12 protein-coding genes are annotated in these 11821 nt (G+C 71.0%); 1 reads left to right on the top strand and 11 read right to left on the bottom strand.

The genetic code is table 11. The features are described from left to right. Nucleotides 1-5 precede the first annotated feature (5 nt). A complete protein-coding gene (locus CDN99_RS25415; RefSeq protein ID WP_088388082.1) occupies nt 6-362 on the bottom strand; it encodes an ArsR/SmtB family transcription factor in 357 nt (118 codons plus the stop codon). Between the two features lie 117 nt (nt 363-479). On the opposite strand from CDN99_RS25415, the gene CDN99_RS25410 reads away from it, so the two are divergent. Next, nucleotides 480-1592 carry a YeeE/YedE family protein gene (locus CDN99_RS25410; RefSeq protein WP_088388080.1) on the top strand — a complete coding sequence of 371 codons (1113 nt, stop codon included), beginning with the start codon at nt 480-482 and terminating at the stop codon, nt 1590-1592. A gap of 22 nt (nt 1593-1614) precedes the next feature. Here the strand turns inward: CDN99_RS25410 and CDN99_RS25405 are convergent, their stop codons facing one another. The 10 genes from CDN99_RS25405 to pcaF all read right to left on the bottom strand — a co-directional run bounded on the left by CDN99_RS25405 (nt 1615) and on the right by pcaF (nt 11713). After that, nucleotides 1615-2757 carry a YeeE/YedE family protein gene (locus CDN99_RS25405; RefSeq protein WP_238139706.1) on the bottom strand — a complete coding sequence of 381 codons (1143 nt, stop codon included), beginning with the start codon at nt 2755-2757 and terminating at the stop codon, nt 1615-1617. Further along, nucleotides 2738-3241 (bottom strand): DsrE family protein, encoded by a 504-nt coding sequence (locus CDN99_RS25400; RefSeq protein ID WP_088388076.1) that lies wholly within the window; start codon nt 3239-3241, stop codon nt 2738-2740. Before CDN99_RS25400 ends, CDN99_RS25405 begins: the two co-directional genes overlap by 20 nt. Before the next feature lie 20 nt (nt 3242-3261). After that, nucleotides 3262-5001: a thiosulfohydrolase SoxB gene (soxB, locus tag CDN99_RS25395; RefSeq protein ID WP_088388074.1), complete on the bottom strand. Its 1740-nt coding sequence runs from the start codon at nt 4999-5001 to the stop codon at nt 3262-3264. A gap of 37 nt (nt 5002-5038) precedes the next feature. Then, the gene (soxX, locus tag CDN99_RS25390) at nt 5039-5734 is read right to left on the bottom strand and encodes a sulfur oxidation c-type cytochrome SoxX (protein ID WP_238139705.1); all 696 of its coding nucleotides are present in this window, start codon (nt 5732-5734) and stop codon (nt 5039-5041) included. 14 nt (nt 5735-5748) lie between these two features. Next, nucleotides 5749-6447: a sulfur oxidation c-type cytochrome SoxA gene (soxA, locus tag CDN99_RS25385; protein ID WP_238139707.1), complete on the bottom strand. Its 699-nt coding sequence runs from the start codon at nt 6445-6447 to the stop codon at nt 5749-5751. A 181-nt stretch (nt 6448-6628) separates the two neighbouring features. Then, nucleotides 6629-6940 (bottom strand): thiosulfate oxidation carrier complex protein SoxZ, encoded by a 312-nt coding sequence (soxZ, locus tag CDN99_RS25380; protein ID WP_193531748.1) that lies wholly within the window; start codon nt 6938-6940, stop codon nt 6629-6631. An 88-nt stretch (nt 6941-7028) separates the two neighbouring features. Further along, nucleotides 7029-7487 carry a thiosulfate oxidation carrier protein SoxY gene (soxY, locus tag CDN99_RS25375; RefSeq protein ID WP_162296495.1) on the bottom strand — a complete coding sequence of 153 codons (459 nt, stop codon included), beginning with the start codon at nt 7485-7487 and terminating at the stop codon, nt 7029-7031. A gap of 137 nt (nt 7488-7624) precedes the next feature. Next, entirely contained in the window at nt 7625-8842 is a 1218-nt protein-coding gene (locus CDN99_RS25370) for a c-type cytochrome (protein WP_088388066.1), read from the bottom strand. Nucleotides 8843-8876: 34 nt separating this feature from the next. Next, nucleotides 8877-10244 carry a sulfite dehydrogenase gene (gene soxC, locus CDN99_RS25365; protein WP_088388196.1) on the bottom strand — a complete coding sequence of 456 codons (1368 nt, stop codon included), beginning with the start codon at nt 10242-10244 and terminating at the stop codon, nt 8877-8879. Nucleotides 10245-10507: 263 nt separating this feature from the next. Beyond that, complete coding sequence (gene pcaF, locus CDN99_RS25360; protein WP_088388064.1) at nt 10508-11713, bottom strand: 3-oxoadipyl-CoA thiolase; 1206 nt, start codon at nt 11711-11713, stop codon at nt 10508-10510. Nucleotides 11714-11821: the final 108 nt, after the last annotated feature.

Here is an 11821-nt window from a genome sequence, read left to right as displayed (position 1 = left end):
GGCGCTCAACGCATGCCCGCGACCAGCAGGCGGTCGCTTTGCGGCACGGGATCGTCCGAGTCCAGCTCCGTCGCGATCTGCGTGCACACGGCGCGGCACAGCATCGCGACGCGCTCGCTCTGCAGGCCGTAGTAGATCTGCGTGCCCTCGCGCCGCCGCGACAGGATGCCCGCGCGGAACAGCGTCGACAGGTGCTGCGACATGTTGGGCTGCGTCGTGTCGATCTGCGACAGCAGCTCGGAGACGTTGCGCTCGCCGTTGCACACGGCGCTGATGATCTTCAGGCGGACCGGCGTGGAGAGCAGGCCGAAGAGCTCGGCGGCGGACTCGAACACGCGATCCTCTTCGTTGACCGTGGCCATCGCTGCGACGCTCCCGGAAGTAAGGTGAATCACTGTATCAGCAAGCGCCGATTCTTCGCGCCCGCGGGGCAACCCCGACGGAGAATGGGCGCCCGACCTCCCCTGCCCGCCTGTCCCATGGATGAAGCCAGCCTGCCCGCCCTGACCCGCCACGTGCTGCTCGCCGCCTTCGGCGTGTCGGTCCTGCTGGGGGCGCTGTGCCAGCGCAGCCGCTTCTGCACGATGGGCGCGATCGCGGACGCGCGCACGCTGGGCGACTGGCGCCGCGTGCGCATGTGGGTCCTGGCCATCGCGGTGGCGACGCTGGGCTTCAACGGCCTGAGCGCCGCCGGCCTGCTGCCCGCGGGGGCCAGCATCTACACCGGCACGCGGCTGCTGTGGCTGTCGGCGCTGGTCGGCGGCGTGCTGTTCGGTTTCGGCATGGTGCTGGCCTCGGGCTGCATCAGCCGCAACCTGGTGCGCTGCGGCGCGGGCAGCCTCAAGGCGCTGGTGGTGCTGTGCGTCGCGGCGATCGCCGCCGGGGCCACGCTGCGCGGCATCACCGCCGTGCTGCGTGTCGCCACCGTCGAGCGCTTCGCGATCGAGTTTCCGCAGGGGCAGGCCTTGCCCACGCTGATGGCCGCGCAACTGGGCGGCGCCGACGGGGCGTGGCTGCTGGCGCTGGCGGCGCTCGTCGCCGGGGGGCTGGTGGCCTGGGTCCTGCGCGACACGGCGGGCCGCACCGCCGAGGTCTGGCTGCCCGGCCTGGGCGTGGGCCTGGCCATCGTGGCGCTGTGGTGGGTATCCGGCCACCTCGGCTACCTGCCCGAGGATCCGCGCACGCTGGAGCCCGCCTTCCTCGCGACCAACTCGCGCCACATGGAATCGCTCAGCACCATCGCCCCCGTCGCGTATGCGCTGGACTGGCTGCTGATGTTCAGCGACCAGTCCAAGACGCTGACGCTGGGCATCGTCAGCGTCGCCGGCCTGCTCGTGGGTGCGGCGCTGATGGCATGGCGCGATCGCAGCTTCCGCTGGGAAGGGTTCGCCAACGTGCGAGACCTGGGCATCCATCTGGTCGGCGCCGTCTGCATGGGCGTGGGCGGCATCGTGGCGATGGGCTGCACGATCGGCCAGGGCATCACCGGCGTGTCGACCCTCTCGCTGGGCAGCGCGCTGACGCTGGCGGCGATGGCCGGCGGCGCGGTGATCGGGCTGCGATATCAGGAATGGCGCATCGACCGCGAGTGAGCCCCACGCGCCGATGCCGCCCTCATGGCTCGACCAGTCCCAGTGTGGTCGACGCGCCCAGCGCTGAAGTCGGCGTGCGTCCATCGACAAGGCGATCGGTGACCGCCGCCGCGAGCCAGATCGCGACCAGCGTCACCCAGGCGGTCGCGGTGAAGACCGCCGCGCCGGACAAGCCGGCCCCCACGGCGCAGCCGCCCGCGAGCATGCCGCCGAAGCCCATGCACAACGCGCCGACAAGGTAACGCGGCATGCCCGGTCCGCCGTGGAAGCCTTCGAGGCGCCACTCGCGCGCCGAGGCCGCGGCCAGGAAGGCGCCGATGAACACGCCCGGGATCAGCCCGACATCGAAGGTCAACGGCCCGTCGCTGGCGAAAAGCACGCGCGTGAGCACCTCCGCCGACGGCCCGGTGAAGCTGAACGACTGGATCGGATGGGGATCGAAGGCGATGCGCGAGATCGCGTAGGTGAAGGCCCAACCGCCCGCCACGCACAGGCCCACGCCGAGGCCGCCGAGCCAGGCGCGGTGGGGTACCCGCTGGCGCCGCGCCCAGACGATGGCCGCCACCAGCCAGACGAGCGCGAACAGCAGCGCCCCGCCGTGCCCGATGCCGGTGCGCGCGATGAGGTCGCGCGCGCCGCCGCCGTCGATGGTCCACCACTCGGAGATGCCCAGCCGCGGCGGCGACAGCGCGCCGGTCAAGGCCGCCTGGGCGCTCACCGCGAAGACCAGCCCCGCCACGGCCGCGCGCAGGTTGCCTTGCGCCGCCAGCACCAGCAGGCGGCTGGAGCAGCCGCGCGCCAGGATCATCCCCATGCCGAAGAGCAAGCCGCCCACCGCGGCGCCCGACAGACTGCCGCGCGCGGCGATCTGGCGCGCGGTGCTGGCGTCGAGCCAGCCGACCCAGGCCAGCGCCTGCGTCACGCCCACCGCGGTCGCGAAGGCGAAAAGCCAGACGGTCAGCCGGCCGCCGCTCTGGCGGCGGGAGAACTCGATCACCGCCGCGCGCAGGCAGAAGCGGGAGCGCTGCGCGAAGGCGCCGAAGGCGATGCCCAGCAGCAAGGCGCCCAGCGCCAGCGTGCCGCCTTCGCCCAGGCGCCCGATCGCCGCTTCCAGCCCACCGTCCAGCGCCGCCTTCATGCGGGCGTCAAGGCTTGATGTAGGCATACCCCTGCTGCTGCAGCTGCGCCAGGCGGACGACGCCGGAGGGCGTGAAGTCGGCCTCCTGGATGAAGAGGTCCTTGCTCAACTTTCGGTTGCGCAGCGTGATCTCGCAGACCTCGAAGCGCACGCCGCGCGCGCGCAGCGCCGCCACCAGCGGCGCGAACTCGGTGCCGCTGGGCGCCTTGGCGCCCTCCATCAGCAGGTCGACGCCGTCGGCATGCGTCACCACGACGATCCTGGCCGCCGGGTCCGAGTCCAGGTGATTGCGGATGTTGCGCAGCCCCTTGAGCCCCTGCGCGGCCGCGTCGTCGACGTGGTACACGACGCCGTCCTCGACCCGCGCCGTGGCGCGATCCGCCGCCTTGTCCGCGGCGCCCGCGGCCCGCACGGGCGCCGCGCCCAGCAGCAACGCCAGGACGATGCACAGGTTCAGCAGCGCCAGCAGCACCGGCAGCGCGTTCGGGATCAACGGAAAGCGTCGGGTCATGGGGATCTCCAGTGCGGTCGTCAGCCGGCGATCATGCCGGGATTGCCCGTCATGTCGACCAGGCGGGGCGTGTTGATGCGGCGCGCGGGGACGCGGCCGTGCTGCGCGCGCAGCCAGGTCTCCACATGCTCCCAGACCGGCCGGACGCCCGGCGCGTTGCGGGCGTCCTCGGCCACCGGCGCCCAGCCCGCGACCTTGTAGCGGCGGTCGGCCTCGAGCAGGCGGCCGTTCAGGCGCAGATCGTCGACGCGGCGTCCCATCGTCTCGTTGGGCCGCATCGTGTAGCTCAGGCCGCCCACGCGCACCATGTCCCCGCCCTGCTGGTAATACGGGTCGGGGTTGAACAGGTTGTCGGCCACGTCCTCCAGCACCGTCTTGATGGTGGCGCCGGTCATCTCGGTGAGCGTCGCATGGGGATAGGTGATGGCGAGCTGATCCATCATCAGCTCGCGCGTGATCGTCTCGCCGGGCAGCAGCGTCGTGCCCCAGCGGAAGCCCGGCGAGAAGGCGATCTCCGCGCCCTGCACCGACATCAGCGCATCGCAGATCAACTGGTCCCAACTGCCGTTGAAGTTGCCGCGGCGATAGAGCAGCCCGTCGGTCACGGCGAGCTTCTCGTCCAGGCGTTCGGCGAAGGGCGCGCGGACGCGCTCGATCAGCGCCTGCATCTCCGGATCGGGCCGCAGCATGTTGGAGAACACCGGCAGCAGGCGGTAGCGGTAGTCGCTGAGCTTGCCGTCCTTGACCTCGAAGTCCATCACGCCCAGGAACTTGCCGTTGCTGCCCGCGTTGGTCACCAGCGTGGTGCCGCCCGCGTTCCTGACCGGCACCGCGACCGGCACGCCGTCGTGCGTGTGGCCGCCCAGGATCGCGTCGATGCCGCGCAGGCGCGACGCCATCTTGAGGTCCACGTCCATGCCGTTGTGGGACAGCACGCACACGAGTTGCGCGCCGGCGGCGCGGGCCTCGTCCACGGTCTGCTGCATCTGCGCTTCCTGGATGCCGAATTCCCAGTCGGCCACGAAGTAGCGCGGATTGGCGATCGGCGTGTACGGGAAGGCCTGCCCGATGATGGCCACCGGAATGCCGTTGATGCGCCGCAGCGTGTAGGGCTTGAAGACGGGATCGCCGAAGTCCGCCGTCCTGACGTTCTGGGCGACGAAGTCGACGCGGCCCTTGAAGTCCTTCTCCAGCACCTCCTGCACGCGCGCCATGCCGTAGGTGAATTCCCAGTGCCCGGTCATGACGTCCACGCCCAGCAGCTTGCAGGCGTCGATCATGTCCTGCCCCGCGGTCCACAACGAGGTCGCCGAGCCCTGCCAGGTGTCGCCGCCGTCGAGCAGCAGCGCGCCGGGCCGGCCGGCCTTGAGCCGCTTGACCAGCGTGCTCAGGTGGGCGAAGCCGCCGACGCGACCGTAGCGGCGCGCCGCCGCCGCGAAGTCCAGCGAGGTGAAGGCGTGCGCCGACGCCGTGCCCGGCCGCAGCCCGGCCGCCTTCAGGAACGGCTCGCCAACCAGATGCGGCCAATGGCCGCGCATGTCGCCGACGCCCAGGTTGACGCTGGGCTCGCGGAAGTGCACGGGATTGAGCTGCGCATGGCAGTCGGTCATGTGCAGCAGCGACACGTTGCCGAACGGCGGCACGTCGTAGAGCCGCTCCTCGGCCGCCGACGAGGCCGCCTCGGCCTCCCGGCCCAGCGGCATGCCGGCCACGGCGGCGCAGGACAGGACCTGCAGGAACTCACGCTTGGACAGGGACATCGCGCACCTCACCCGCGGCGCGCCAGGCGCCGGGCCTTCATTCGTTGACGGGGGACTTGGGATCGAGCAGCAGCGCCATCAGGTCGCGCAGTTGCTGCTCGGTCAGCAGCTCGGCATGGCCGAAGCGCGGCATGGTCGAGCAGGCGGTGTAGGCCTTGCTGTTCCAGAGCTTGCCCCAGGTGTACTTGACGATCGGCTCGGACGCCGGATCGGCCGGGTCCTTGACGCCGCGCAGCTTGCCGTAGTTCCAGAGGCTGGGACCGATGGTGCCGAAGGAGACTTCCTTCTTGTCCACCTGGTGGCAGTTGTAGCAAAGCCCGCCGTTGCGCGCGGCGGCGGCGCTGGGGTCGGACCAGGTCATGCCGCGGCCGTTCTGGGCCAGCTTCTCGCCCTCGCGCCAGTCGCCGAGGTACTGGCCGTCCGACGGCCACTTCACCGTCGCCAGCTGCTGCGCCTCGATCCTGCCGGCCACCGCCTGCGACGGCGCCCTGGCGGCCGAGCACGCCTGCTGCGCCGGGTCCTGGTCGAGCCGGTCCATCTTCGCGATGCCCTGCTCGCGGAACGAGCCCTGCATCATCTCGCGCGTCTGGCGGTCGAGGTCGCCGGCCCCCTTCGTCGCCTTCGGGGCCGAGTCCTTGGCCGGCGGCGCCGCGAGGGCCGGGCCGGCGGACAGCACCGCCAGCGCGAGCACGGCGAAGCGGCGGATCGAGGTCGTCATGGCTGCCTGGGTCATGGCTGCTCCCCTTGTCATCGTTTGATGGCCGGCGCGATCGATTCCGCGCCCTTGGCGTTGACGCCCATGTAGACCGCCAGCGCGACGGTCACGTCCGAGGCGTAACCCGGATACGGGAAACGCTGTTGGCGGAAGCAGTCGTTCAGGCGGCGCTGCATGGTCCAGAGCTCGCCGCTGGAGACGCGGTAGGCCGGCCAGGCCGCGAAGCCGACGCCGTCGCCCGGATTGGTCGTGAGCTGCGGCAGGTCCTGCAGCCGGATGCGCTTGCCGGCCTCGCCGTGGCAGCTGGCGCAGGAGAAGTCCATCGGTCCGCCGCGATAGAAGAAGGCCCGCTTGCCGAGCTCGTAGAAGCGCCGTTCCTCCGCGTGCTTCTGCGGCAACGCCATGCGCTGCCCGCGCGACATCGACGCGATCCAGGCCGACAGCGCGGTGACGGTGGCCTGCTCGCCCTTGTCGAAGGGCGTGGTCGCGATCTCCCGCGCATCGAAACCCTGCAGGGTCTCCATGCAGGTCAGCAGGCGCGACTCCAGGTCCTGCACCCGGCGCGTGTCCGCGAACCAGCGCGGCAACTGCACCCAGGCGCCCTTGACGACGCCGGGGCCCAGGCCCAGGTCACAGCGCTCCAGGCTGGCGGCCCTGGGGCCGCGGGCGGTCTTCCAGAGCTCCTCGCCCTTGGCCTCGAAGAGGTCGGCGGGATTGCCGTCCTCGAGCATCTTGCGGTACTCGGCGATGGCGTCGGCGGCGGACTTGGCCGGCGCTGGCGGCGAGGTCTGGGCGCGTGGCGCCGAGGCTCCCCAGCCCGTCACCAGCGCGGCGACGAGCGCCGCGGCCAGGGGTTTCACTGCGATCGATCGTGCGCGCATGGTTTCTCCTGCGGGGGCGCCGGGATGGCGCTCAAGACACGGTGGCTTCGTCGGTGCGCGACTCGCCGCGGTTGTCGCGCCAGGTGACGGCGATCTTGTCGCCGGCCTTCGCGCCCTTGACCGTGAACTGCAGGAAGGGATTCTTGGAGACCGCCGGGCCCCACTCGGCCGTGAGCACGGTCTTGCCGTTGAGCTGGGCGGTGATCTCCTGGATGAACCAGGCGGGGATGGTCTTGCCGGCCGAATCCTTGCGTTGGCCGGTCTCCATCTCGTGGCTCATCAGCACGCGCACGGTGGTCTTGTCGCCGGCTGCCTGGGCGCGGATGCGCATGGGGTCTGCCATGTCTGTCTCCTTGTCGTCGTTGGATCGTCGACGGCCATCGAGGGCCGTCGATCGGGGGTGCCCGAGGGCGTCGATCGCGGGCGGCGGCTCAGCCGCCGCAGCCACCGAGCGTGACCTTCACTTCCTTCTGCGCGAACAGCACGCGGCCGTCGGCCATCAGCGCCACGGCCATCACGTTGGAGGTCTGGCCCATCTTCACGCGAGTGGTGAAGGCGGGCTCCACCGACTCGTTGACGTCGAAGGCGGCGGACAGCACGCTGGGGTTCTTCTCCACCAGGATCAGCAGGCGCTTGGCGCCCGGCAGCGTGGTGGCCGCGCCCACCGGCACGACGGCGCCGTTCTCGGCGATGTCGGGCGCGGTGATGGTGACGTCCTTGCTCTCCGCGGGCGCGCCCGCGCCCAGCGCCTTCATCAGCTCGGGAACGGTCTTGGCCTCGAAGGCCGCCGTGGCGTAGGCGGCCGCGGCGACGCGGGGCAACAGCCCCAGCTGGCCCAGCATCAGGGCCACTTGCGCGGATCGGGTCAGCGCCTTGCGACGTGTCAGCATGCTTGTCTCCTTCATGTGTGTTCTGGCTTGTGATCGGACCTTAGGGCCGATGCGCGCGCACGCGCATCGGTGCATTCCTGATGGACGGGACGGTCGCTCCTGCCGAGGGACGCGCGACGCGTCGGCGCCCGGGCGGTTCAACGCGGTGGCGCGCCCGCCGCGAGCCACGTCGCGAGGGTGTTCAGGTCAGCCTCGCCCAGCGATTGCGGTGGCATCGGGATCGGCCCCCAGACGCCTTGCCCGCCGCTCTTGATGCGCGCCGCGAGATGGGCCACCGCGTCGGCCCGGCCGGCGTACTTCGCCGCCACCTGCTTGAAGCCCGGCCCCACCACCTTCTGCTCCATGCCGTGGCAGGCGGTGCAGCTGTTCTTCTTGAGCAGGGCCAGCGCGGACGCGGTGGCCGGCGCCGCGGATGCCGACGCGGAGGGGGCGGCGGCGGGTGATGGACCGGTCGGGCCCGGCGATGCCTTCGTCGCGGGCTGGGCCGCCGCGGGCGCCGGCGTGGTCCCGCTCACCGTCGCGGGCATGGGCGAGGCCAGCGCGACCTGCGCGATCACGTCGCCGCCGGGCGCGGCCGGCCGCGAGGTATCCACCCCGCGCTGCGGTCCGACCAGGCGTTGCTGTTCCGCGAGGTTGCCGTTGTTGTTGCGGGCGTGGTCGGGCAGCAGCGAGGCCACCTTGGCCTCGGTGGCGCAGTCCCGCATGCATGCGACCGCCTTGACGTCGGGCGCCACGGCCTTGTCCAGCGACTTGCCCGGCCACAGCGCATGCGCCGTCGTCATGCCGTTGCGGTTGGGCAGGCGCGCCTGCACCTGCGCGATGTTGGCGTCGCTGAGGGTGAAGTCGTCCGGCACGACGCCGCCCAGGTTCAGCAGGTAGGCGGTGACGGCGTAGACCTCGTCGGTCTTGAGCGACTTGGGCGCGTTCCACGGCATGGCGCGATGGATGTAGTCCCACAGCGTGGAGACGGTCGCCACCTTCATCAGCGTGGTGCGGCCGGGGAAGCCGCGGTCGTTGAGCCGCGCGACGTGGCCCGTCTTGATGTCGTCCGCCGTGGTGCCGCCCACCAGCGGCGAGAACACCTCGTTGCTCTCGCCGAAGACGCCATGACAGGACGCACATCGTGCCTCCCAGACGTCCTGGCCCTGGGCGACCGATCCGGAGCCCTTGGGCAGGCCCTTGAAGTCGGGCCGCACGTCGATGTCCCAGGCCTTGATCTCCGCGGGGGTGGCCGCCCGGCCGATGCCGGGATAGGCGGCGTCGGCCCGCGTGGCCGGCTTGTCGGCGGGCGCGGCGGGAGACGCGGCGGCGGGCTTCACGCCCGGCTGCGCGTGCACCACCAGCGTGATCGTCATCGCCGCCGCCACGCTGGCGACGCAGGCCCCGCAACTATGAAAGCTGAACATTGCGCACCTCGCCGCTTTCCTGGACCAGCCAGGACTGGATCGCGTTGTTGTGATAGATCGAGCGGGTGCCGCGCACCTCGCGCAACTGGCGGTACTGCGGCTGCACGTAGCCGGTGTCGTCGATGGCGCGGCTCTGCACGATGGCGGGTTTGCCGTCCCACTGCCAGTCGAGCGAGAAGCGCGTCAGGCACTTGCTCATCACCGGGTCCTGCAGCCGCGCCGTGCGCCAGTTGCGTCCGCCGTCGGTGGTGACGTCGACCTGCCGCACCTTGCCGCGTCCCGACCAGGCCAGCCCGCTGATCTGGTAGTAGCCCTTGTCCAGCAGCACTTGCCCGCCGGACGGCGTGGTGACGACGCTCTTGCACTCCTGCGTGCTGCTGTACTGCCGGTGCTGCCCGCCGGGCATCAGGTCGACGTAGTGGATGGCCTCGTCCTTGGTCGCGTAGGGCATGTCGCCGACCTCCAGCCGGCGCAGGTACTTGACCCAGCTCACGCCCTGCACGCCCGGCACCACCAGGCGCAGCGGGTAGCCCTGCTCGGGCCGCAGCATCTCGCCGTTCTGGCCGTAGGCCAGCAGCACCTCGCCGCTCTCCACCAGCTCCATGGGCACGGTGCGGGTCATGCTGGAGCCGTCCGCGCCCTCGGCCAGGACGTAGCGGGCGCGTTTGTAGTCGACGCCGCAACGATCGAAGATCAGGCGCAGCGGCACGCCGGTGAACTCGCTGCAGCTCAGCATGCCGTGCGTGTACTGGCAGGTCGGCACCGCGACGTTGCCCCATTCCATGCCGGTGTTGGCGCCGCACTCGATGAAGTGGAAGCGGCTGACGCTGGGCAGCCGCATCAGCTCGTCCATCGTGAAGACCATGGGCGTCCTGATGATGCGGTCGTCGCTGCCGTTGATCATCAGGCGGTGCCTGGACGGATCGATGTCCCACCAGCCCTGGTGATGCCGCTCGAAATGCAGCCCGCTGGGCGTGACGATGCCGAAGAGCGACTGCAGCGGCGCGAAGGACACCGAGGCCTGCGCGGTCTGGGTCAGGCCGGGGCTCTGGCGGCGCTGGACGTTGGTCTCGTACTTCGACGGCTTGCCGTAGCCATCGGTGACGACGGCCTGGCCCAGGCCCGTGGTGTGCTCGGGCAGCGTCAGGATGGCGGGATCACCCTCGGCGGGCACGGGATCGCGGGCCAGCGCGTGGCCGGTCACGCCGGTCAGCGCCGCGGCGAAGGCGCCGCGCACGAAATCGCGGCGGCCATGCTTCGCCTCCACCATCACCTCGCGGATGCCGTTGGGCGAGAGAAAGCCCTCGGGTGCCTTCAACAGTCGTCCGGACTCCTGGTCGACGCCGCTCATGCGTCCGCTCCCGGGCGCAGCGCCATCGCCTTCGTCGCGGCCGTCCACCGCTCCAAGCTGCCGTTCATGAGGATGCCTTGTTTCCTGGGTCTCCGAGTCCGGCTCGCCGGGCGAGTCGGAGTGCACGCGCCGGCCGGGCCGGCGTGCACGCCTTCAATACATCAGTCTTTCGTTATATTAAGCAGGACTGACGTTCAAGGCCCTGGGAAGAACCCTTGCGCGGGCGATCAGCAGCATCGCCCTCGCTCAAGGCGGGCGGCGGGCTACACCCGCTCGATCACCAGGGCGATGCCCTGCCCCACCCCGATGCACATCGTGCACAGCGCATGGCGCCCGCCGATCGACTCCAGCTGATTCAACGCCGTCGTCACCAGCCGGGCGCCGGACGCGCCCAGCGGATGGCCGATCGCGATCGCACCGCCGTTGGGATTCACATGCGCCGCGTCATCGGGCAGGCCCAGGTCCCGCGTCACCGCCAGCGCCTGCGCGGCAAAGGCTTCATTGAGCTCGATCACATCCATCTGATCGAGCGTCAGTCCCGTCAGCGCCAGCACCTTGCGCGTGGCCGGCGACGGGCCGAATCCCATGATGCGCGGCGCCAGGCCCGCCACCGCCATGCCCAGCACGCGAGCGCGCGGCTGGAGGCCGTGACGGGCGATGCCGGCTTCCGACGCCAGCAGCACCGCGCAGGCGCCGTCGTTGACGCCCGAGGCGTTGCCCGCGGTCACGCTGCCGTCGGGCCGCACCACGCCCTTGAGGCGGGCCAGCGCCTCGAGGGTGGTGTCGGGGCGCGGATGCTCGTCGGTATCGACCGCGACCGGATCGCCCTTCTTCTGCGGCACCGGCACCGGCACGATCTCGCGCGCGAAGAATCCGCGATCGCGCGCCGCGCCCCAGCGCTGCTGGCTGCGCACCGCGAGCGCGTCCTGATCCGCGCGGGCGACGTTGAACTGCAGGGCGACGTTCTCCGCCGTCTCCGGCATGGAGTCGATGCCGTGGCGCTCCTTCATCAGCCGGTTCACGAAGCGCCATCCGATCGTCGTGTCCTCGATGCGCGCGCTGCGCGAGAACGCCGTCTCCGCCTTGCCCATCACGAAGGGCGCGCGGCTCATGCTCTCCACGCCGCCGGCGATCACGAGCTGCGCCTCGCCGGACCGGATCGCGCGGGCCGCCATGCCCACGCTGTCCAGGCTGGACCCGCACAGGCGGTTGATCGTCGTGCCCGGCACGTCCACCGGCAGTCCCGCCAGCAAGGCCGCCATGCGGGCCACGTTGCGGTTGTCCTCGCCGGCCTGGTTGGCGCAGCCGTACAGCACGTCGTCCACCGCGGCCCAGTCGACGCCAGGGTGGCGCGCGATCAGCGCGGCGATGGGGACAGCGCCCAGATCGTCCGCGCGGACGCTGGACAACGCGCCACCGTAACGGCCGAAGGGGGTACGGATGGCATCGCAGATGAAGGCGTGGGACATGGCTCGGTGGGCCCGGAGGACAAGTGGAAAGACGAGAGATTCTTTCCGCTGGACGGCAGCAATTGATTCCTGATCGGCTCGGGAAACGCGCTTCAGGGAGTCAACTCA

Source organism: Roseateles aquatilis (assembly GCF_002205645.1).
GTDB lineage: Bacteria > Pseudomonadota > Gammaproteobacteria > Burkholderiales > Burkholderiaceae_C > Roseateles > Roseateles aquatilis.
This window is presented reverse-complemented; position numbering and strand designations above follow the sequence as displayed.

Coding starts and splice junctions, on each gene's coding strand:
- CDN99_RS25415 (WP_088388082.1), bottom strand. CDS start 362: ATGGCCACGGTCAACGAAGAGGATCGCGTGTTCGAGTCCGCCGCCGAG.
- CDN99_RS25410 (WP_088388080.1), top strand. CDS start 480: ATGGATGAAGCCAGCCTGCCCGCCCTGACCCGCCACGTGCTGCTCGCC.
- CDN99_RS25405 (WP_238139706.1), bottom strand. CDS start 2,757: ATGCCTACATCAAGCCTTGACGCCCGCATGAAGGCGGCGCTGGACGGT.
- CDN99_RS25400 (WP_088388076.1), bottom strand. CDS start 3,241: ATGACCCGACGCTTTCCGTTGATCCCGAACGCGCTGCCGGTGCTGCTG.
- soxB (WP_088388074.1), bottom strand. CDS start 5,001: ATGTCCCTGTCCAAGCGTGAGTTCCTGCAGGTCCTGTCCTGCGCCGCC.
- soxX (WP_238139705.1), bottom strand. CDS start 5,734: ATGACCCAGGCAGCCATGACGACCTCGATCCGCCGCTTCGCCGTGCTC.
- soxA (WP_238139707.1), bottom strand. CDS start 6,447: ATGCTCGAGGACGGCAATCCCGCCGACCTCTTCGAGGCCAAGGGCGAG.
- soxZ (WP_193531748.1), bottom strand. CDS start 6,940: ATGGCAGACCCCATGCGCATCCGCGCCCAGGCAGCCGGCGACAAGACC.
- soxY (WP_162296495.1), bottom strand. CDS start 7,487: ATGCTGACACGTCGCAAGGCGCTGACCCGATCCGCGCAAGTGGCCCTG.
- CDN99_RS25370 (WP_088388066.1), bottom strand. CDS start 8,842: ATGACGATCACGCTGGTGGTGCACGCGCAGCCGGGCGTGAAGCCCGCC.
- soxC (WP_088388196.1), bottom strand. CDS start 10,244: ATGAGCGGCGTCGACCAGGAGTCCGGACGACTGTTGAAGGCACCCGAG.
- pcaF (WP_088388064.1), bottom strand. CDS start 11,713: ATGTCCCACGCCTTCATCTGCGATGCCATCCGTACCCCCTTCGGCCGT.